This window comes from Streptomyces sp. NBC_00102 (assembly GCF_026343115.1).
In the GTDB taxonomy this organism is placed as follows: domain Bacteria; phylum Actinomycetota; class Actinomycetes; order Streptomycetales; family Streptomycetaceae; genus Streptomyces.
This window is the reverse complement of the sequence record NZ_JAPEMC010000009.1, coordinates 1-21,078: the sequence shown is the minus strand read 5'-3', so window position 1 is coordinate 21,078 and position 21,078 is coordinate 1. Positions and strand designations below refer to the sequence as shown.

The following is a 21,078-nucleotide window of genomic DNA, read 5'->3' as shown; positions in this document are numbered from 1 at the left end:
CGCTCCAACTGGGTCGGCCAGGCGTTGCAGAGGGGACGGGTTCCCTGGGCTCTCTGCTCTGTGGGTGTCAGGCTATTCGGCTGCTTCGGTCAGGTGGGCGAGGGTGGAGCCGGTGGGGTTCTTGCGGACGTGGAGTCGGTGCGGGATGCGGCGGCGTAGTTCGGGGATGTGGCTGATGACGCCGACGGTGCGGTCGTGGGCGCGCAGGGAGTCGAGGACGTCGAGGACTTTGTGGAGGGTGTCTTCGTCGAGGGTGCCGAAGCCTTCGTCGATGAAGAGGGTGTCCAGGGGGTTGCCGCCGGCTTCGTGGGTGACGACGTCGGCCAGTCCGAGGGCCAGGGAGAGGGAGGCGAAGAAGGACTCACCGCCGGAGAGGGTGTCGGTTTTGCGGGGGCGGCCGGTCCAGGAGTCGGTGATCTCCAGGCCGAGGCCGGAGCGGGCGCCGCGGGCGGCTTGGTCGTCGGAGTGGGCGAGGGTATAGCGGCCTTCGGACATGATGCTCAGGCGGGTGTTGGCAGCGGTGACGACTTCTTCGAGGCGGGCGGCCAGGACGTAGGCTTCGAGCTGCATTCGGACGCGGGCGCTGGTTGAGTTTCCGGTGACGAGTTCGGCCAGGTGGCGTGCGGTGCTGTGGGCCTGTTCGAGCGGCTTGAGGCGCTGGACGGCGGTTTCGAGATCGGCGGCCAGGGTGGTGAGGTCTTGGGTGCGGGTGTGGGCGGCGCTGGCGGCGGCTGCTGCGGCGGCGTGCTGCTCGTCTGCCGCATCGCGCGCTGCTGTGGCGGTGGCAAGGTCGGCGGGGGGCTGAAAGGCGGCCTTTTGCAATGCCGGGTCTTTTAGGACCGCGGTGTGAACGGCGCAGTTCTCGCGCCATTGGGTGATCTCTGCCTCGATGGCGCGCAGGTCTTGATCGCCGAGGAGGGCCTGCTGGGCAAGTGCCCGGGTGTCGAAGCCCTGGTCTTTCGCGGCGAGGACGGCCTGTTCGGTGCGATCGGTGAGGGTCTGGGCTGCGGCGGCGAGGGTGCGGGATGCGTGGGCGGCTTCTTTGAGACGGTCGGCGATGCGGGTGAGTTCGGCGGCGCGGGCGGCGACGGTGGAGTGGGTGCCGCGGGCTGTGGTGAGCTTGGTGGTCAGCTCGGCGAGTTGCAAGGTGAGGTTGTCGTAGTCGGTGTCGCGGGCGGACAGGCCAGCGGTTGCGGTGCGGTGCTGCCCGGTGTGGTGGGTGTGCTCGGTGTCGAGTGCGCGGAGTTCTTCTTGGACGGCGCCCTGGTCGGCGGCACGGGCCAGGGCGTCGACCAGGGCGGTGTTGAGAGCGGTGTGCTGGCTCTGCAGGGCGGTCAGTGAGGTGTCGCCCGCTTCACCGGTCGCGGTGGCTGCCTGTTCTCGCAGGTCGTGCAGGGCGACTGCGGCGGCGTCCCGAGTGGCGTTGGCCTGCTGGTGGGCGGCTTCGGCGTCCTGTTCGTCCTGGCGTGTGGGCTGCCCGTCCTGGGCGGAGGCGGGGGCCGGGTGGGTGCAGGATCCGCAGACCGGGCAGGGAGCGCCGTCGGTGAGGGTGGCGGCGAGTTCGGCGGCCATGCCTTCGGTGCGCCGGCGGCGGATGTCGAGGTAGGCGTGGCCGGAGGAGGTGGCGGTCTGTTGTGCGTCTGTCAGGCGCTGTTCGGCCTTGGCGACTTTCGCAAGGTGAGTGTCACGGCGCTTGGCGGCCTCGATACGTGTGTTGAGGCTGTCCAGGGCGTCGTGGTGACGGCGGCTTTCTTGTTCGGCCTGGCGGGCGGTTTCGCGTCGTGTCTCGAGGTTGTGGCGCTTGTCGGACTCCGCGTCGAGCCAGTCCTGGGAGGTTCGTTGCTGGGTGGCGAAGTCCTGCCGTTCGGCGTCGATGCGCTCCAGCTGGGTGGTCAGCCGGTGGACGGTGTCTTCTTCGGGGATGAGTGTGGTAAGGACGGCGGCTTCGTCCCGGGTGGTGTGCTCGATGGCTTCCAGCTGGTCGGTGTCCAGGTCCGCGTGCTGGGGCAGCAGGAGCTTGCGGGCGCTGTGTTCGGCGCGCTGGGCGTCGGCGTAGTCGCCTGCTGCGGTCTCGGCGGCATGTAGCTGGGGGGCTGCCTGCTGGGCGCGGCGAGCCTGGTCGCGGCGCTGCAGGAGGGTGTCCTGGTGTGGTTTTTGTTCCTGCAGCAGGTCGAGCTGTCGCCGGGCGTCTGTGTGGCTGGCTTGTTGCTGGTGGAGTTCGCGTGCTGCGGCTTCGAGGGTCTGCTGTTTGGTCAGGTGGACTTTGGCTGTTGCGGCTGCTTGGAGTGTTGTGTCGTGGTGGGTGTGGCTGGTGTGCAGGAGGTCCTGGGCCCAGGTCTGTGCGGGCTCGGTGAGGGTGTGGGGGTCTTCGGGGGTGGGTGCGGTGTGTTCGGTCGAGAGGTCGTTTCCGGCGGCCTGGTGGATGCGTTCGGCCAGGCGAAGGACGTCGGCGCGGGCGGTGTCGCGGTTTTTCTCGGTGGTGCGGCTGTGGTCGTTGAGCCAGCGTTCGATGAAAGAGAAGCGGTGGGTGCGGAAGAGTTTCCCGAGGAGTTCGCGCCGGCCGTGGGCGTCGGCGTGGAGGAATTTGGTGAATTCGTTCTGGGGCAGCAGGACGACCTGGCAGAACTGGTCGCGGCTCATGCCCAGCAAGTCGGTGATCTCGGCGGAGGCTTCCTGGTGGGATTTGCTGGCTGCTTCCCAGTGGCCCTGGCCGGTGGTGTCGGTGGTCCACTCGCTGAGGTAGGTCTCGGGCTTTTGGGGGGTCTCGCCTGTGCCGGATCGCTTGGGTCGCATCTGGGTGGGGATGCGACGGATGCGCAGGCGGCGGCCTGCGAGGGTGACGTCCAGGGTGACTTCGGTCAGGAGGTCTGCGGGGGCGTGGTGGCTGCGCAGCAGCAGGTCGCGGTCGCCGGGGGGTTTGCCGTAGAGGGCGTAGCAGATGGCGGCGAAGACGGTGCTTTTCCCGGCGCCGGTGTCTCCGTGGAGGAGGAAGAGGCCGTCGGCGGACAGGGTGTCGAAGTCGATGGTGTGGGTGCGTGCGAAGGGGCCGAATGCCTGCAGGTGCAGGGTGTGCAGGCGCATGTCAGACGGTTTCCTTCTGCTGTTCGTTCATGCGGGAGGCTTCGACGGCTTGCTGGAGCAGGGCGTGTTCGTCCGGGGTGGGGTCGGTGCCGCGCATGCTGTGGATGAAGTCGGTGGTGATGTCGAGGTCGCTGCGGCCGCGGATACGTTCGCTGTAGGTGGTGTTTGTGGCCTGTGCGGGGATGTGTGCGGGGCGGTGCTTGAGTTCGGCAGTGTGAGGGAAGCGGCGGCGCAGGCGGGCCATGGCTTCGAAGGGCAGGGCGGTGTCGGTGAGGGTGACCTCGAGCCAGGCGTCCGTCAACGGCTCGTGGGCGGGGTTGGTCAGGAGGTCGTCGATGAAGCCGGTGACACGTTCCAGGCGGCGTGGGACGGGGCAGGGCCGGAGGGTGAGGGTGGGGGCTTCCCCAGGGGTGAGGTCGACGAGCGTGATCGTTTTGGTGTGGCGGGCTTCGGAGAAGGAGTAGGCCAGGGGGGAGCCGCTGTAGTGGATGCGGTCGGTGATGTGGTGGGCGCCGTGGAGGTGGCCGAGGGCGACGTAGTCGATGCCGTGGAAGAGGTCGGCGCCTACGTGGGCGATGCCGCCGACGGTGATGTCGCGTTCGCTGGTGGACTCCTTGGTTTTGTCGCGTTCTTCGGGCTGTCCGGTGCCGGGGGTGACGAAGGCGTGGGCGAGGACCACACAGCGGGTGTTGGCGGGCTGGTGGGTGGCGAGGTCGGTGCGGATGCGGTCCAGGGCTGCGGTCAGTACGGCGCGGTGGGAGGCGGCTTCTGCTTCCAGCGGGGCGCGGGCCATCGAGGGCTCGAGGTAGGGGGTGCCGTAGACGGTGACGGGGCCGTGGGTGTCTTCGAGAATGACAGGGGTGTGGCAGGTGGCGGGGTCGGTGCGCAGGTGGATTCCGGTGCGGGCCAGGAGGCCGGAGGCGACGCCGAGGCGATGGGCGGAGTCGTGGTTTCCGCTGATCATGATGATCGGTACGTTCAGGTCCGCGAGCTGGTGCAGAGCGTGATTGAACAGGCGTACAGCGTCGAGGCTGGGGATGGCCCGGTCGTAGATGTCTCCGGCTACCAGGACGGCGTCGACGTTCTCGGTGCGTGCGGTGTCGACCAAATAGTCGAGGAAAACGCGCTGCGCGGGTACCAGGTCTTCTGAATGGAATCGTCGGCCCAGGTGCCAGTCGGATGTGTGGAGGAACCTCATACGCGTACACCTCGAGCTTCGTCACTCAGCGTGATTGTCAGTGTCGGAAGGGAAGATAAGAGGCGTGGGAAGGAGGAGAGATGCCCTCTCCAAGGTCTGCTCGTGCTGCCTGCGTTCCCTCGCCAGGCGGGTGCAGATGGTGTGGTATCGACGCCCGGATTCATGCCCGCCAGTGGGTGGAATCGGTTGGCTGGCATGCGTGGGTGGCGCCGACCGACGAGCAGCGCAAAGAGCGCATGCTCTTGCGCCGGGCGCAGCGGCCGGCGTCTGGTCAGTGAGTGAGTTCTTGTAGGCGGGTGAAGATTTCCCGCAGCTGGCGGGGCACGTCCCCGGGGACAGTGAGGGTGGTGGCAAGCCCATAGACCATGGCGGGTTTGCCGTTGGGGCTGTTGTCTTCGGCTTCTTTTTTGATCATGTCGAGGATGCCGGCGCTAAATTTCTTGCCGTCGCGGTGTGCCTTGAAGTCGTCCGGGTGCCAGGTCAGGGGGGCCGGCTTGGGCCATAGGGCGTTGGCGGCAGTGGTCCACTGTTCGTTGCTGAAGAGTTCCTCGAGTTCGTTGTGGCCCTCGGCTTCGCCGACGTAGGACACCTGGTTTTCGAGGTCGAGACCGGCTCGTCGGAGTCGTTCTTCTTTGAAGAGTTTGTTGGTGCGGCTGTCGGCGTCGACCATCAGCATGACGGTGCGCTGGTGCTTGATGAGGTAGCTGGCCAGGTGGAGGGCGCCCTCGTTGTTCTCACAGCCCCACAGGGCAATGCCCGCGGCCTGGAGTGACATGTTCTGGGCCAGGCGGAACAGCAGAGGGAAGCTTTTTTGCTCGGTGTCGCCTTCGACGGCGAGGAAGCAGCGTTCGTGGAGCAAGACAGAGTTGCGCAGGCCCAGTGATGCTGCGATCTGGCTGAGGTGGAAGTCGATCCCGTCGTGCTGGTCGTCTTTGAGGCGTTCAACGACGGTGCGGCCGCCCGGTCCGAGGCTGAGGTGGACCACGTCGGCGATGTCAACGCCGTCGATGAGGTTCATCGAGTGGGTGGCGACCATGACGTTCACGTGCGGCAGGGCGCACTGCTTGCGGACGATGTCCATGACCGTGCGCTGGTGGCGGTAGTCGAGGTGGGTGTCAGGCTCGTCGTAGACGACGATGGTCTGCGTGGGCTGGGTGGCTGCGGGTTCTCCTGTTGCGGCCAGTTCGGCGTTCTCCAGAATGTTGCTGGTCCATTCCCAAACAGCCAGGGCGATGCGGCGGGTGCTTCCCTGGCCAGCGCGCGTCAGGTCGACCGGTTCACCGTCGGCTCTGGAGACGTGCAGGGGGGCGCCTTTGAATCCTCCACTGAAGGAGACCATGGGCTTGACGTTGACCTCGACGTACTCGCCGCAGTGCTGGCGGATGTGACGGCACAGGGAGTCGGCTTCCTTCTCCAGCCGCTGGTTGATCTCTTGCTCGATCTCGCGGACACGGCCCTGGAGGGTCTCGTCTTCCAGGTGAGTCTTGTAGCTGCTGTTCAAAGCGGTGTGCACGGCGGCGTCGGGGCTTTGGTGTTTGCCTCCGAACGACAAGAGCCGCGGGAGTCGCTCTTCGAGCATCTTGGGAAGCGGCTGCCAACCCTGTTCCTGGGGAACGGTCCTGGCGTGTGCCGTGAGTTCTGCCAGCAGGGATTCCTTGAGGGCTCCTGCCGGGGACAGGCCGTACTCAGCGACGAGGGTCGCGAGGGCTGGCTTGAGGAGCTGGTTGAGGTCGCGCAGTTTCGGGTCGGCAGGCCGGCTGCCGAAGTACTCCAGACAGGCCGCCGCCTCCCCCAGAGGCGAACGCCGGCGGATGCGCACGTGCTCGCCCAGGCCGCTGCGGTCCTGCTCTTCGGCATCCAGCCGGAAGCGGCCCTCTACCCAGGTTTCGGCGCACCGCCGGCCTTTGGAGTCCCCTTCGCCCTGCACATAGGTGCGGTCCTCGTCGCTCAGGCGGTGCTCGCCGAGGAGGAAGGCCAGTGCGGTGAGCACCGCGCTCTTGCCTCCGTCGTTACGGCCGGCCAGAACAGTGGGCCGACTGACAGGAATGTCCTCGACGTGAGCCAAGGAGCGGAACCCGCGCGCGGAGTAGCTGTCGAGATACACGGGAGCTGCTCCGTATCTCTCCGTCCGGCGGTGGACAGAGGTGTGGCGTGCGGCAAGCGCAGATGCTGATGAGGCGCCTGTGCCACTGGCACAGGCCGTCATATTAAGTGCTGTTGAATAACTGCAGTATGTTTTGCGTCAGTTGAACTGGTGAGTAGCTTCGCGCGCCACCACCGCGGGAACCGCCCTTTCCCAAGGGCAAGGCACTCACGCAAACCCCCATTCGCACGCATGATCGAGATCGACAGAGGTGCATCGTCGGCCTGGATTCGACCACGGCGCCGGATAGGGGAATCACGCGCGAGGCCGCAGCAAGCCGAGCGGACATGACACCACCGGCCCGCACCTATGTGATGGAACACGCAGTCGACTCTTGAGGTGGACATGCAGGGCACGCGAGGCGGCGAACAGCACACCAGACGATCGACCGCTCGGGTCCCGAGAAGGCTCTGCCCCGGTTCCGAGAGTGGGATGCGTTCTCCCAGGCCCGTGAGCCGCAGAAGCACTCCGCGCTCCTGGTTGGCAGTAGAAGCCGGTGCGCTTGATCCTGCCGCATCCTTATCAGAACGGGGATGCGAGCCCGTCCTCCCACTCACTCACCTCGATGCGTGCCTGTAGGGCACGCATGCCTACCGCCTCCTGGGCAAGGCGGCAGCCGGCGGCGAGAAGCGCTGCGGCCCGCGTTGCTAGCGGTTCGGAGAGCCAGCCAGCGAGTTCTAGGGCCTTTTCGTGAGGCACCGGCGTCTGTCCTGGCTGCGGCGCACCGATCTCGAGCAACAGCCGGTACAGACCTGCCGCCGGACGTACGGGAGGGAGCCCTTCCTGGGCTGCCCTTCGATGTGCGCTGGCTGGGATTCGCAGGCCATCGGCGTCGAGATCGCCGAAGTATGCGATCGCGCGTACCTCCGTCATGGCGAGGACCGAGGCGACCGACGCTTCGAACGCTGCCCCCGCTCCCCATGCAACCCGTCCGACGTCTCCGGGATTGGCAGTCAGCAGGCGAGTGAGGGTGTCGAAGGTGTCGGCGTTCTCGACTACGAGAAGCACTGGGCCGCCTCCGATCCTGCGGGTCGACAGTGGCGGGTGCGCCCTGAAGGTGCGCAGGAGTTCAAGCGTGAGTCGGTCCGGCGCGAACAGGGAGGTGTTGAGCAGAGCATCGAGACGCTTCTCGTGCCCGAGAACTTCGAGAGATCGTTCTCTCAGTGGTGCGACGTCGTCGTCGCGGCCGCAGTCTCGCAGCCAGTCGTTGATTGAGCGCAGGGTGCCAATCTGTCCCAGCGTGAGCCGAGCGGATGCGGCCCAGGCGAGTTCCGGGCGCCACGCTATCGCTTGGGCGGCTGCTGCGGCCGTGGGTGAGGGTTGAGGGGCTGGCAGCTTGAGGCGGGTCGGCAGCGCGGGGGTCGCCGAGGTGTCCTTGGTGTGGGAGCAGCTGATCAAGCCTGCGGCGGTGAGCGCTTCGATGGCCTCAGCGAGGTCCGTACGGCGGCTGGGGCGCATCGCGGAGGCTGCGTCGGCGATGGCGAAGACTTCCCAGAGTTCTGTGAGGGTGAGGGTTCGTCGTGGCCATTCCTCCAGTGCTGCGGCGAGTCTCATGGCTCGTGGGGACAGTGTGGCGTTGGCTGAGGTGGAGGGGTTCATGGCGTCTCTGTGGGCCGGCGGTAGACCCGGGCTGCGGTGACTGTTCCCGGTGCTGCGCCGGGGGTCGCGGTTTCGACGTCTTCGAAGGGATGTGGCATTTGGGCGCGGACAGTGTCGGCCACTCGGATGTGCTTGAGTCCCGCTCGTAGATCGGCGTCGTTTCGCATCCGGATCCATAGCGGGAACGCTGCCAGGGCGCGGTCGTCGGACAGTCCGGTGGTGTATACCAGTTGGACGCCCAGGGCTGAGGCCACGCCCTGCTGCAGGTCGAGGAGGTAGGAGGCGCTCGCCTTGCCGATCGGGTTGTCGAGGAACAGTACGCCGGAGTGACGGTTGCGCATCTGGCCTCGTTCGTTGGCTCGCAACGCAGCCATGGTGCAGTACAGGATGATCGCGGCCGTGAGTTCCTGTCCTCCGGAGAACACTGTGTTCATCTGCTCGACCGGGACTCGCTCGTCGCGCAGGACGGAGTCTGGCTTCAGTACTTCGACGCTGAAGCCTTTGGGAACGGCGGCTTCGGCGGAGCGCAGGAGGAGTGCGATGCCGTCCCGTTTGGGGGCGCTGCCGCGGGCTCCGATCTGGCGGGCTGCTGTGGAGGCGGCGATCTCGTCAACGAGTTCGCCGATGCGGGCGGCGAGCAGGCTGGGGTCAGGATCGGTGAAGCGGATGCGGAGGAACTCTTTGCCTTCCCAGTCACCGAGCCCGGAGGGCAGTCGGGACAGGCGTGTTGCAGTCCGTAGGGTCTTGAGCGCCCCATCAGTGAGCGCGGCCAGTCGCTCGACGATGAGTTTGCGATGCTTGCCGGCGTTGTCCAGATCCGTGTTCAGTGTGGCGAGCCGCTGCGCGAGCTGATCGGCGAATTCTGTGGCACGGGCGCCCAGTTGTTCTCGTCCCAGGCTGATGATGGCCCGCCTGGCGACGTTCGTTGTCTTTTCGAACCGGATGTCACCGACGAAGCGGACCGCTCCGTCGACGAGTCCATTGAGGGCGTGGGTGGCGTCGCTGGCGGCGGCGCGGGCTTCACGCAGATCGCGTCGCATCCGGTCAGATTGATCGCGGGCGCTCTCCGCTGACTGCTGGTAGGGCTCGACGGTGTCGGGGCCCAGTTGCGTCGTCGTCGGCCGTGCTCCCTGAGGACCGGAGGTGTCGTCAAGGGTCGCTTGTACAGGCTGGAGCACTTCACGGAAGCTGCGGGCAGCTTCGCTTGCCTGCTGCATGTGGCGTTGCAGGCCTGCAACGTTCCGCGTGGCGATTTCGAGGGCGTCTTGGGCAGCACGCTGCTCGGCCTGGGCTGTTTCCAAAAGCTGGCGTCCCTGCTCGACGGAGGCAGGGCGGCGTGTCTCGGGGAGAACGATCCACACGTTGCGGTCGCGGTCGGCGGGGCTAGCGGTGCGCAGGTCGCTGCGGAGTTGTCCGACGCGTTCGTTCGCAGTGCTGATGGTCGTAGTCAGCCGCTGCTTGTCTCGGTTCGCCCGTGCGATTTCGGCCTGCCGGCTGGCGCGGTCGGCGCCGGCGGGTGTGGTGAGCAGTCGTTCGGCTTCAGCGGTCGCCTCGGGTGGGATTCGTTCAAGGTCGGTGCGGCGTCGGGCGGCTTCGGTCATGGCCCGGTCTGCCTCTGCTCGGAGGTCTTAGCCGACTTCGAGGCTGCGGTAGACGTCGGCTGCGGCTTCGTAGGCCTGTTGGAGGGCCAGCAGACTTTGGCTCGGGACGGTTGGAGCGATGGCGCCACTGGCGGTGACGACCTCGGATGCCGCGACGAGGTGGCGCTCGGCGCGGTCTCGGGCGTTCTCTGCCGCCCGCACGGCCTCTTCGACCTGTGTCAGCTTCTGTTCCCGGGTCTCGGCTGCCTCTCCCACGATACGGCGAGCCGTTTCCATGGCCTGCTCAGCCTCGCCGGCTCGCCGCTGTGCTTCGGCAGCACGCTCCACCTTGGCCGTGAGCCGTTCGAGAGCGCCTGCTGTGTCTGCGGCGGCCCGCTCCTGTGTGCGCAGCTGGGCGAGTTGAGCGGGGTAGACGGCGTCGCGCTCTGCCCAGGTTTCCACGTCTGCGGTTGCTGCCTGCGCCTGCTCTTTCGCTGTGGCGACGGCGGCGTCTGCGGCCAGGAGTTGCTCCGTCAGCTCGGTAAGACGGCCGGATGGGCAGGCTTTGCGCCAGGCACCGAGTTCGGCGGCGACTTCGCGGCTGCGGTGCAACGCCGTGGCGAGTGTCGCGATCTCCTGGCCGCGGCGTTTCATGTCCTCGCGCAGCTCCGCCCGGCGCGCTTCGGCGGCTTCCTCGTCGAACATGGCCGGGTTGGTCTCGAGCACGAAGCGGGCTGAGGTCAGATCAGTTGCGGTGAGCAGCTGCACACCGGTGCCGACGGCAATCGCGGCTGCGGGCAGCAGGTTTGCCGCTGCGATGGCGGTGCGGGCCTGGGGAAGCTGCGTTGCGTCGACGAGCACGATTCCGTCGGCGAGTTCTGGATGTGTCGCGATGAGGGTGATGCGTTCGCTGGCGGAGGCATTTTGTGCCAGGTAGCGCCAGCCTGTGTGGGCGGCGACGCCTGAGTCCCGCAGAACCTCGACGGCGACCTCGACCTCAGGTCTGGCCGGCAGCAGGCCGCCGTCGCCTAGCGCGGTGAGAACACGGTGGTCGCCGTTCTGTACAGCGCGTAGGCCGTCCAGCCGTTCTTCACGTGTGCCGATGTCTTCGGCGAGCTGGCCAGCGAGTGCTTCCGCCGATGCGTCGAGGGTCGCCGTGTCGATACGGTCTACTGCTAGGGCGGCGGCGAGGACTTCATAGGCGGCCAGTCGCGAAGCGCGGGCGGTCAGATCCTGCAACTGTTGTGCTATCGGCTGCTGTTCGCGCTCTTTGTCCAGCAGCGCCCCGGCGGCTTCGCTGGCGCGGATTTGAGCGTCCTTGAGCTTCCGTGCGACCTCTGCGGCCTTGCGTTCTGTAGCAGCGAGCGTGTCTTCGAGGAGGGCTGCTTTCGCGTGGGCTTCCTGGGCCGCGGCGGGCACGTCTGAGCCAGCCGGCATGAGACCGTCGGAGATGGCCTGGGCTACTGCGCGGGCTGTCTCGCTGACTTCGGCCAGGGCTGACTGCTGTGCGCTGCGGGCCTTCTCCTCGTCCCGCAGCGCGGCAGTGCGCTGCTCGTCCGCCTTCTTGGCGGTCAGCTTGCACTCCTCAGCTTCCTGATTGAGCTTTCGTGCCTGCCCATGGTCATGGGCTGCCGCGTTGTGGAGTTTCGCCAGCAGCTGGGCCGCGGCCGCGTCGCGTGCGGCCAGAGCGGGTCGCGCGGTCTCCTCGGCGTCGGCGATCTGGCGCTCGAGCGCGCGTGCGTGAGCAACCGATTGGTCACGGGCTTCGACCATCTCGGACGCCGTCCAGCCAGCCAGTTCGAGCTCGATCGCTGCTTGTGCAAGCTGCGCTGCGTCTTGCTGTTCCTCCGCGGCGGCGAGTTCTAGGGCAAAAATCTGACGGCGGATTTCGTTGACGACGTCGCGCGTTCGGTCGCGGTCGGTTTCGGATGCGCTTGCTTGGGTTACTGCTGCAGCGTGCTCGCCGGTCAGCCGTCTGGCGGCAGTCTGTTCAGCGTTGTGGCGCGCTGCGACTTGGGCGCTGAATGCGTGGATGTCTTGCTCCGTGCGCTGCAGTGTGGCTCGCGTCTGCATCGCCGTGGTGTGCGCTGCGCCGACGGGGTGCAGCGCCGCTACGGTGCCTTCGGCGAAGTCGCGCTCCATCAACATCGCGGATCGGTCGCCGACGGTGGTGGCGTAGCTGTCGAAGTTGTCCGCCACGCTGACGGCGTCGGCGGGGTCCATGACGATCGTGAGGAGCCAGTCGACGAATTCCTTGCTGCTCTTGAATTTGAATGCGCTGGCCGCTTCCCCTTCGTCGGCGTTCATCTGGCGCTGGATGGCGAACAGCTCGGGTTCGATGCGCAGGCTGCGCAGATGGTCGAGCCACTCCCCTTGATGGGATCCGATCCAGGCCAGCTGGGTGGCTGGGTGGTTGCGGTCGATCTCCTCCAGCGCCTCCTGGAAGTGGCCCAGTCGTAGGCGGCGGCCGTCGGCGGTGAAAGGGAGCGTGGACACTTCGACGGCGGCGTTGGGGCGCAGCGACCACCATGCCTCACCCAGCTTGCGGCCGTCGCTGGTGCGCTTGCGTCGCCACTGGTAGGTCTTTCCGGTGACGATGCGTTCGCCGGTTTTGACGTGCATCCACTCCAGTACGACGTGTCCCGCGTCCTCGCCCACGACGAACTTTTCCAGTACTTCGGACGCGCCGCCGAGGGTGTTGCGTTTCCCAGGCAGGATGACAGAGAAGAGCAGTTTGAGCAGGACGCTCTTGCCTCCGCCGTTTTCCAGAAGGAGGAGGCTATAGGGGCTGGGGCGGCGCGGAGGCGCGTCGAACAGCGTCCCCCCGCCGATGGGCTCACCCACATCGGCGAGATTCAAGGTGACGTCGGTGAAACGGGCACCGCGCGGGCCGACGCCGAACATGCGGACGCGGTTGAGTTCGTACACAGTCATCCCCTACAGCTTGGCGATGCCGTCGGGCGACCATTCGACGGCGGTCAGCGTGCCTGTCCCATCAGTGATCTCTGTGATGCCGAGCGCCAGGAGCTCGTCGAACATGATCGCGCCGGCTTCCCGGACTTGTGCCCGGTAGCGCGGCGTCGTTCGGTAGGTGCCGCCTCGCGCGTCGCCGGTGCGTACCAGCAGGCCTTGGTCGGCGAGGAAGGCAAGGGCCTTGCTGACGATGCCGGTCGTCGAGGTATGGAGTTTGCGTCCATCGCCGGTCGCCCCGGTTTGGGCGCGGCGCGTATAGACCCTCCACACCGCCTCCAGGCCCGGTCGGTCGCTGGATGGGTCGGTGTCCGCTCCTTCGGCCGTGGCGGTTTCGGCCAGAGCGGTGGAGGCCTGGCGCACGAAAGCTTCGACTCCCTGTGCGGTGATCCGGCCGAGGTAGGTTTCGTCGGCGAGGTCTGCCGGGCGTGGGAATGCGAGGGTGGCGGCGCCCAGGTGGGCCAGTGCGTGCAGCACCCGCTCGTGTGCTTTCCCATCGCCGCCGGTCCGACGCGCATAGTCGGTCATCCGGATGGCGAAGACGCTTTCCTCAGTGGAAGCGACGACCACGCCCGTCCGCTCGGTGACCTCGAGGATGACCAGGTCCAGTCCTCGGGCAACGGCGGCAGTGACGGTGGCGAACTCGTCGTCGCTCCGAAAGCGCCGCACCAGCCGCCTGTATTCGTCGTCGCGGGAGGGGACGAGTTTGGGCCGTAGGCCGAAACCGACGAGGCGGGAGGCTTCGGCGGCGGTGTCGGCGGCGCTCATGCAGCCCCCCTTTCCCGCCCTGCAGGCATCAGATCTCGGGAGAGGGCTCCCATAACTGCCCCTTCAGGCCCTGCGCCGTCGCCATCGGCGGGAGTGGTCAATCCGGCTCGGGCAACGATGAGATCGGCGCCAGCAAACTCAGGATCACTCAGCACGGCACCGTCGTCCACAGCGAGAAGCACCGAAGACGCGCCGTGCCGGACGGCCGGGCCGATCTCTTGCGCTGCGAGGGCGAGCACCCGCACCACCACGAGCAGCGGCAGCTCAGGATGCAGATCGCGAGCTTCCTCCAGCAGCCCGGACAGACGCCGCGGTGCCTCCACGTCGAGGTCCAGCAGCCACTCCAGGTGCTCGTAGCACTCCTCCGGGAAGCGAGGTACCTCTGCCGCCTCCGACAACTCCGGCTCCTCGATCTCGCTGCCCAGCACCTCGCGGACCGCCGGAGGAGTCACCAGCAGGGTAAAGAGGTCAGCCAAACGCAACGCCGGGCGCACGGCCAGTCCGACGACCCGCGTGAAGTAAGCGGCGAGCACCCCGTCGGCGTCGCACACCGGCAACGCGAGCGCCGGCTGCAGGAGCTGAGCGTGGAGGTCGAGGTCCGCCCGCATGGGCTGCGGTGCGAACGTCTGCCGGTCCTGCTCAGCCCGAAAGCGCCGACCGGCGTTCTGAAGTGCTGCCTGGAGCTGCTCGTGACGTCGCAGGCAATCGCGAACGATCCCCACAAGCGCAGCAGCCTGCTGCTTGCGCACAGGGGTATCGGCGGTGTCACGCGCCTCTGTGATGTTCACCAAGATAGCGTTCTCCGCCCGGCAGCGGGCCTCGATGTGCTCAAGCGCCTCCGCGATGAACGTCGGCATGGCGGTCAGCCAGTCCACCGTACGCACGTCGCGGCTCGTGGCTTCGAGCCGCTGACGCAGCATCTCGCCGTACTGGATCGTCCGGTACCGCGCGGCCTGAGCAGCAGCTTGCGCGTCTGAGAGCCGACCACGCCGAATCAGCGTCTCCAGCCGTACATCCGCGGCGATCTGCGCCGACTCGATGTCAACCTCCAGCGCACCGACAAGAACGTTGACCGCTTCATTCGAAGCACGCAGGTAGATCCCGCCGTCGGCTCCCGGAACCTCCTCGAGAAGGCGGAAGTCGAAATCACGCCGCTCGTACCGCCCGTCGGTACCCGTCATCCCGTAGACCGCGCGGAAGCCTCGATCAGCCGATCCCACGTTGAGGAGGTTCTCAAGCACCCACCCAGCGGCGTGCTCGTGCTCAGTTGCAGAGCGGTCCGGCGCCTGATCAGCGGCGTAGCGGGACAGATCTTCAACGGTCCGCTCCGGAGAAGCGCCGGCGTCGAAATCCATCGCGAGAGTCACCAGATCGATCGCGTGCAGCGCAAGCTCGCTCATCTGGTAGGCAGTCAAGTCAGCCGACTGAACAGATGGCTTACGGGCGTCCAGGTCGTGTAGGGGCGCAGTGCACGCCAACGCTTTGATGCGCTGGGCGAATCCAGTGTCTAAGTTCGCATGTCCTTCAGCCACCCTCCAAACGGTAAGGGGGAGCACTGACAACGCGCCGCGTTTGGCTAAAGCCGACAGTCAAGGTGGCCGAGATCCAAGCAGAACGTCCCTGGTCACCACTACCCTCACCACTCCGGCCGCTAGGCAGCGGCCGGTCTTTCCCTGGCCCGTCGTGGAAGATCGGCGAGGGCGACGTAGATGCCATGCGGGTGCATGCGAGGAAGCTGCGTGCATGTGGGGATGGTCGTGGCGCTCAGACGGCAGGGCTGGCACGACGCACGAAGTGCCCGCCCCCACCTGGCGCGCAGGGCGCCTACTCGAAGCGAACTCGCCTGAGTCGACAGTGCTTTGACATGACACTGCCCGACATCGCCCGCACACCGGACACATATGGTGCCGGTGTATCCCTGCGCAGCAGTGCACCCTGCAGAAGCAGTTCAGCCGTTCGCCGCGCGCAGTACCGGGTGTCATTCTGCGGACCATGACGTGCACGGCATCACTGACTTTGAGCACCGGCGAACTTGACCGGCTCGCCGCGCAGGGCGCTGAAGGGATTCTGGACGGTGAGGGGTACTTCAGATGCGACCTGGCCGCGTATCACCCCTGCCGGCACGTCGCTCTCGTGGATGTCCTCGTTCTTGAAGGGCAGTTGCCCGTCACCACGCACTGGCTCTGGTGGCAGGCGGCCGGCCATGGACTGACTCTCGGACCCTCATGCGAGCGCTGCCCGCTGCCTCTGCATCACCCCGCGGGCTCGGGCTGGACGAATGTCCCGCAGCAAGCAAGAAAGGACTGTGCAAGCATCCGGTGGGCCACCTGGGAGACCACTGGCTCTGACCCGCCGAGCCGCATCCCCTCGTGCACGCAGCCCGCCCGCCTGACGTCATACGTTGCCTGATCGCGAATGACCACTCGGAGACATCCGGCCCACTCTTCTAGGGGTGAGCAGTCAGCGAGGGCGCCAGGTTCGAACTTCGAGGTGCGTGATGTGGGCGTCTTCGTGAATGCGGCCGTTTTCGAGGAGCCAGCTATGGACGGCGCCAGTGACGTCGCCGCCTGCTGCATCGACGCGGCGGGCGAAGTCGGCGGCATCAAAGCCTCCCGTGACAGCGGATCCGTAGGAGCGCTCCTCTGTGTGGTCGGCCCGTTGGACAACGTCGCGGCGGATGCCGGGGGAGTCGGTTCGGCTGCCCGAAGCAAGGGTGTAGCCGGTCTTGGGCATGCGGACGGTGAAGGCGAGGCGGAGGTGTTGGCGGGCAGCTTCGGCGATCAGGGGGCGTAGGCGCGTGGCGCCGGAGGCGATGGCTTGGGCACCGGCCCGGCCGGTACCGGTTCCGGCGGGGGTGATGAGGACGGCTTTGGTCCGAACCCGGGCGCGGGCGCCGGAGCTGGTGGTGCGACGGGTGATGTGAGGGGCTGCGAGGGCGGCGAGTTCAGAAGTGTCGGTGATGCCAGCAGTCTGGACGGCGGCCAAGGCGTGGGTGAGGGCGGGGACGAAGGCGGCTCCTTTGTGGCGTGTGTAGAACTGGGAGACCAGGGAGGGGTCCCGTCCGATGATGCGGGCGATGTCGCGCTTGGTGAAGCCGGCGGCCTGGAACTGGTCGGCGAGTTGGGCAGCCTCGTTCAGTTCCGGATCGGTGGCGGGGCGGCGGGTGCGCGGGGGCATCAGGCCTCCCTGGGTGTGGCGGCTGCCGTCTTCTGGAGGGCGGCTCGGCCGGCGTCGCGAAGGGTGAGGAGTTCATCCTCGGTGGTAGGTGCGGTCAGGGGGCCGGTGAGGTGGCCCTTGTGGAGGTAGTCGCCGGGTTGGCCGTGGTAGGGCCAGGCCTGGGGTTGGGTGAGGTAGACGGCGTCGGTGCGGAAGGCGACGACGCTGCCGGGCGGGGTGTGGAGGGCTCCGGCGTAGGTGTTGTCGTCGCGGTGGCGCTGGGAGAGCAGGGCAGCGCGGGCGCCGGACCAGATCGTGGCGGCCCATTCGGGGTGGGCGTTGGGGTCGCGGGTAAAGCCGGTGGGCCGCTGCCAGGTGATCTGTTCGTCGGTGAAGCCGACGATCTCGGCGTCGGCGGGGACGTCGCGCTCGTGGGTGCGGGGGGTGGTGCCGGTGACCATGCGGGGGCGCTGGGCGAAGGAGCCGATGCCGTAGAGGAGAAGAGAGCGGACGGCGCGGGAGGCGAGGCGGGCGGCCTGGCGCTGTGCGGGGTCGCCGTGGAGGCCGGCCTCGGCGGCGAGGGCGGACCAGGCTTCCTTGAGCTTTTTCGACCAGTCATCGAGCGGTTTGCCGTCGTCCCACAGCAGGCCGTCGAGGATCTCGATGTGCCAGGGCTGGATCGGGTTGGCGAGCGCGGTGTGGATCTCGGGTCCGCCGGCCCAGGTGGTGAAGGTGGTGCAGGGCTTGGCAGGATAGTGCCAGGCACGGTCGCCGGGAGCGGGGGCGGGGAGGATGCCGACGTGGTTCCAGGTGTCGGGGACGGTGACGCGGACGTGCCAGTGGCCGCAGCCGTAGAGGGCCTTGATCTGGTCCTTCTCGCTCCAGGAGGCGAAGGTGGCGGCGGTGATCCGCTTGGGGGTGCCGACGGGTGATTTCCAGGTGTGCTTGGCGTAGGCGAAGGTGCGGTCGTACTCGGCGAGGGCGGGCAGCTTGTCCGGTACCTGGGGCGGGGTGATGAGTTCGGTACGGCCCTGGCCGGCGGTGGCGTGGAGCAGTCCGCGGAGTTCCTCGGACAGGACCGGGTAGCCGTCGGCGTGCTGGCCACGGGCGGGGATGGTGCGGGTCCACAGGTCGCGGCCGGTCTGGGACGGGGAGCCCATCAAGACGGCGTCGCTCCAGTGGGTGCGCAGAGCCTTCCAGAGAAGGACGAACGCGTCGCGGACGATCGCGGGGTCGGCGCCTTCGGGGTCGAACCACTCCCCCACCGAGCGGATCTCGACGTGGTGCTGGCCGTTGTCGCTCTGGTAGCGGCCGACGGGGTTGCGGGGGTGGACGAAGTGCCCGGCCATCTTGTCTTTGCCGCGTCCGGTGTCGGTCCGCCACCCGGTGACGGGGGCGTTCAGCCAGGCGGCGACGGCGTCCTTGAGGAAGGGGTGCTGGTCGGCCTGGTGGTGCCAGGGGTCTCCGGCGGTGATGAAGATCCGCTCGGTGCCTTCCGGGGCGGCGTGGAAGACGGCTTGGAGGATCGTGGCGGCCGCCACGTCGGGCAGGGTCAGGCGCAGGGTCTGGTCACGGTGGACCAGGACCCCGGTGATGGTGTCGAGGAAGACGGTCGAGCGGGCCTGCTGGGTGAAGTTCGGGTGAGTGGAAACTAGGTTCGGGGTGTGGGTGAACCACCGGCCACCCTCGGGGCCTTCAGGGATCGACGGCAGCTCGCGCGCCGGGGCGGCCTCGGGGACGGGCGCTGCTGCAGCGGCGGGTCCGGGTGCAGCAGGGCCGGGATGAGCGGTGGGGGCGATCACGGCCTGGGCAGGCACGTGCGTCTCGGGCGGGCCGGGCTGCTCTGCTGCTACGAGAGGGGCAGGCTGATTGCCAGGCGCCGGTGCAGCGCTCCTGGAGGCGAGAGGCGCGGTGCCGGCAGGTTGGTCGGGCTGCGGTGCCTGTGCGTCGGGTGCGGGAGCTCCGGCGGCGAGGCTCTTGGGGGTGAGGGCTGGGGCGATGTGGACGATGTCGGCAAGGCTCAGGCCGGCCGCAGGAGCGATCCGCTCCGCGTTCGCTTTGTCATGGGCGGCCAGTGCACGGATCTTCTTGTCCCGTGCCGCCTCGAGCTTGGCCAGGGCCGCCTTCGCGTGCTTGATTTCGTCGCGGTCCTTGCGCAGGTCGGCAAGGGCGGCGTTGTAGGCCTTGGCGTCCATCACGGTCCCTCGAAGTCGGCGTTGCGGGTTGATACGTAGGCGATCGGGCCGCCGGAATGAGAGGGCAGGCGGGATCCGAGGAGCAGTTCGGCGGTTTGGCGGTCCGCGGCCACGGATGCGGTGAGGTGGATGGCAGGGCGCACGAGATCGGTGACGTATCCGGCCAGGACAGCGCCGGGGAAGGCGTGACGGCCCCGTCCGTTGCTCTCCCACCGATCCAGACCGGTCAGAACGGCGACCACGAATCCGGAGACGGTGACGGGCAGGACACCGCCCGCCGCAACGCTGGGAGCGTCGCAACGCCACCAGCCCCGCATTGCCCTCTGTATCTCCTCGGTCTGCAAAGTGGCTGAGTACCCGGTCCGCTCGGGGTTCTTGGCGTCCGCCTCACGTGTCTGCCGGTCTGCTTCCACGCGCAGTACGGCGATCTCCGATGCTGTGAGGGCATCCAAGGGAGCGGTACGCCGTGTGCTCAGAGCCTGGACGGCTTCCAGGGGGACCATCACCCGCACCCCCCTGTTGGTCAGTCCGGGAATCAGGCGAGCGTGCACGAGGCGACGGAAGGTGGTGATGGCCATGCCAAGCTCGGCGGCCGCTTGCCCTGTCGTCAGCAGCATCGCACCTCACCTCCCTTGTCAAGTCTACTCAGATATCTGATCCGACATGCACGATATCGAGTGCGCCAAGGAGCGTCAAAGGCTCACGTCCGACCGCGTTTTGGCGGCGTGCGCCTTCACGACAGGGAGGCACCGTCGGAAAGCCGTACTCTGAGTCTCCCCTCATAGCGTGGAGTCCGTGACTGCAGGGGAAGTTGAGAGTCATGGCGGAGAAGCGTCGGGTGTTCACGGCTGAGTTTCGTGAGGGGGCTGTACGGATCGTGACGGAGACCGGGAAGGCGGTCCCTGAGGTCGCGCAGGACTTGGGGATCAACGAGACGACGCTGGCGAGCTGGGTCTCGCGGGCCAAGCGTGCCGGCAACGGCCGGGGTGAGAGTGAGGCCGAGGAGCTCGCCCGGTTGCGGCGGGAGGTCGCACAGTTGAAAAAGGACAACAAGGAGCTCGGTATGGAGCGTGATGTCCTCAAACGCTGCATGGTCCTGTGGGTGAAGTAGCTGCCGCGGACCCGGCCGTCGTGGCCGGGGTGATCAGCGACCAGAGGACCGGGCACAACATTCCGCATACCGTCTCCTGCCGCGCGCTGGGCGTGAGCGAGTCGTGGTTCTACAAGTGGCGGAACCGTAAGCCCACCGGGCGTGAGCTGCGACGACAGCAGCTGACCAAGGAGATCAGAGAGATCTTCAAGGAGTCCGGTGGCACCTACGGATCACCGAAGATCTTCATTCTGCTGGTCCGCAAGGGCTGGCACGTCTCCGTGAACACCGTCGCCAAACTGATGGCCGAACTCGGCCTGGTCGCCCGCGTGGTGAAACACCGCAAGGGCTTGACCAGACAGGGAAAGCGGCCCGCTGCCCCGGATCACGTGAAGCGCGATTTCACGGCTGAGGAGCCCGACCTCGTCTGGGTCGGCGATATGACGGAGATCGTCACCGGTGAGGGCAAGATCTACCTCGCGACGGTCATCGACCTGTTCTCAAGGCGCCTGCTCGGATACGCGACGGGTGCCCACCATGACGCGGACCTGGTGGTGGCCGCGCTGAACATGGCCGGGACCACCCGGGGCGGTGACGTGCGCGGAGTGATCTTCCACAGCGACCGCGGCTCGGAATACACGTCCCGGAAGTTCGGCCGTGCCTGCCGCAGGCTGGGCGTCTTCCGGTCCATGGGGCGCGTGGGATCGTGCTTCGACAACGCGGTGAGCGAGGCGTTCAACAGCGTCCTCAAGGTCGAATACGTCCACCGGCGCACCTTCGCCACCCGGGCCGAGGCCCGGATCAGGATCGCCACCTGGATCACCGACTTCTACAACCCTCGTCGGCTACACAGCGTGTGCGATTTCAAGAGTCCGATCGACTACGAACGCGAATACTGGGCCGACCTCACCGAGGGGCTGGCTGCATAGGAAGGGCTCCACAGTTCGAGGGGATTGACACTCGGACAATCCCCCGGCGTACCATGCGGCGCGGAGCCTCATGAGCCGAAGGACTTCACCGCGCTTCGCCTGCTTGGTCGTCCGCGGGCTGGCCAGGCTCGGGCCCACCGCGTCGTCGTTCTGCGGAGCGGCGGCTCAGCGCAGTCCTGGCGGATCGGCTTCGCTTCTCTTGACCGTCCTGGTCATGTCTCGCATGGACATGGTCAGCCCTGCGCTGGAACGTCTATTGGTCCTGGTTGCACCGAGCATCTCGCCGCTCGCACGGCCGGCCCTTCTTAGGAAGTACCGCCAGTCTGTCCAGTAGCCAGGTCACGTAACGCCACCACGCAGATGTCACCA

General features: G+C 67.2%; 14 protein-coding genes. 2 read left to right on the top strand and 12 right to left on the bottom strand.

Features of this window, described 5'->3' with window-relative positions; all coding sequences use genetic code 11:
• Window positions 1-72: 72 nt before the first annotated feature.
• The 12 genes from OHA55_RS36255 to OHA55_RS36200 form a co-directional block, all read right to left on the bottom strand.
• Window positions 73-3,081: an SMC family ATPase gene (locus OHA55_RS36255; protein WP_266714750.1), complete on the bottom strand. Its 3,009-nt coding sequence runs from the start codon at window positions 3,079-3,081 to the stop codon at window positions 73-75.
• Between the two features lies 1 nt (window position 3,082).
• The gene (locus OHA55_RS36250) at window positions 3,083-4,279 is read right to left on the bottom strand and encodes an exonuclease SbcCD subunit D (RefSeq protein ID WP_266714748.1); all 1,197 of its coding nucleotides are present in this window, start codon (window positions 4,277-4,279) and stop codon (window positions 3,083-3,085) included.
• 271 nt (window positions 4,280-4,550) lie between these two features.
• Window positions 4,551-6,383, bottom strand: coding sequence for an ATP-dependent endonuclease (locus tag OHA55_RS36245; protein ID WP_266714746.1), 1,833 nt, complete (start codon window positions 6,381-6,383; stop codon window positions 4,551-4,553).
• A 561-nt stretch (window positions 6,384-6,944) separates the two neighbouring features.
• Entirely contained in the window at window positions 6,945-7,976 is a 1,032-nt protein-coding gene (locus tag OHA55_RS36240) for a Wadjet anti-phage system protein JetD domain-containing protein (RefSeq protein WP_266714744.1), read from the bottom strand.
• A 41-nt stretch (window positions 7,977-8,017) separates the two neighbouring features.
• A complete protein-coding gene (locus OHA55_RS36235) occupies window positions 8,018-9,622 on the bottom strand; it encodes a hypothetical protein (RefSeq protein ID WP_266713995.1) in 1,605 nt (534 codons plus the stop codon).
• A gap of 27 nt (window positions 9,623-9,649) precedes the next feature.
• The gene (locus OHA55_RS36230; RefSeq protein WP_266712595.1) at window positions 9,650-12,535 is read right to left on the bottom strand and encodes a hypothetical protein; all 2,886 of its coding nucleotides are present in this window, start codon (window positions 12,533-12,535) and stop codon (window positions 9,650-9,652) included.
• A gap of 3 nt (window positions 12,536-12,538) precedes the next feature.
• Window positions 12,539-13,339, bottom strand: a complete 801-nt coding sequence (locus OHA55_RS36225; protein ID WP_266712597.1) for a hypothetical protein — start codon at window positions 13,337-13,339, stop codon at window positions 12,539-12,541.
• Window positions 13,336-14,754 carry a hypothetical protein gene (locus OHA55_RS36220; RefSeq protein WP_266712599.1) on the bottom strand — a complete coding sequence of 473 codons (1,419 nt, stop codon included), beginning with the start codon at window positions 14,752-14,754 and terminating at the stop codon, window positions 13,336-13,338. Before OHA55_RS36220 ends, OHA55_RS36225 begins: the two co-directional genes overlap by 4 nt.
• 592 nt (window positions 14,755-15,346) lie before the next feature.
• Complete coding sequence (locus OHA55_RS36215) at window positions 15,347-15,544, bottom strand: hypothetical protein (RefSeq protein ID WP_266712601.1); 198 nt, start codon at window positions 15,542-15,544, stop codon at window positions 15,347-15,349.
• Between the two features lie 255 nt (window positions 15,545-15,799).
• A complete protein-coding gene (locus tag OHA55_RS36210) occupies window positions 15,800-16,516 on the bottom strand; it encodes a helix-turn-helix domain containing protein (RefSeq protein WP_266712603.1) in 717 nt (238 codons plus the stop codon).
• Window positions 16,516-18,690 carry a hypothetical protein gene (locus OHA55_RS36205; protein ID WP_266712605.1) on the bottom strand — a complete coding sequence of 725 codons (2,175 nt, stop codon included), beginning with the start codon at window positions 18,688-18,690 and terminating at the stop codon, window positions 16,516-16,518. The genes OHA55_RS36210 and OHA55_RS36205 overlap by 1 nt, the downstream gene beginning before the upstream one ends.
• Window positions 18,690-19,307 (bottom strand): helix-turn-helix domain-containing protein, encoded by a 618-nt coding sequence (locus OHA55_RS36200; protein WP_266712607.1) that lies wholly within the window; start codon window positions 19,305-19,307, stop codon window positions 18,690-18,692. The genes OHA55_RS36205 and OHA55_RS36200 overlap by 1 nt, the downstream gene beginning before the upstream one ends.
• 203 nt (window positions 19,308-19,510) lie before the next feature.
• On the opposite strand from OHA55_RS36200, the gene OHA55_RS36195 reads away from it, so the two are divergent.
• A complete protein-coding gene (locus OHA55_RS36195; RefSeq protein ID WP_266712609.1) occupies window positions 19,511-19,801 on the top strand; it encodes a transposase in 291 nt (96 codons plus the stop codon).
• Window positions 19,789-20,709: an IS3 family transposase gene (locus OHA55_RS36190; RefSeq protein ID WP_266712611.1), complete on the top strand. Its 921-nt coding sequence runs from the start codon at window positions 19,789-19,791 to the stop codon at window positions 20,707-20,709. Before OHA55_RS36195 ends, OHA55_RS36190 begins: the two co-directional genes overlap by 13 nt.
• Window positions 20,710-21,078 lie beyond the last annotated feature (369 nt).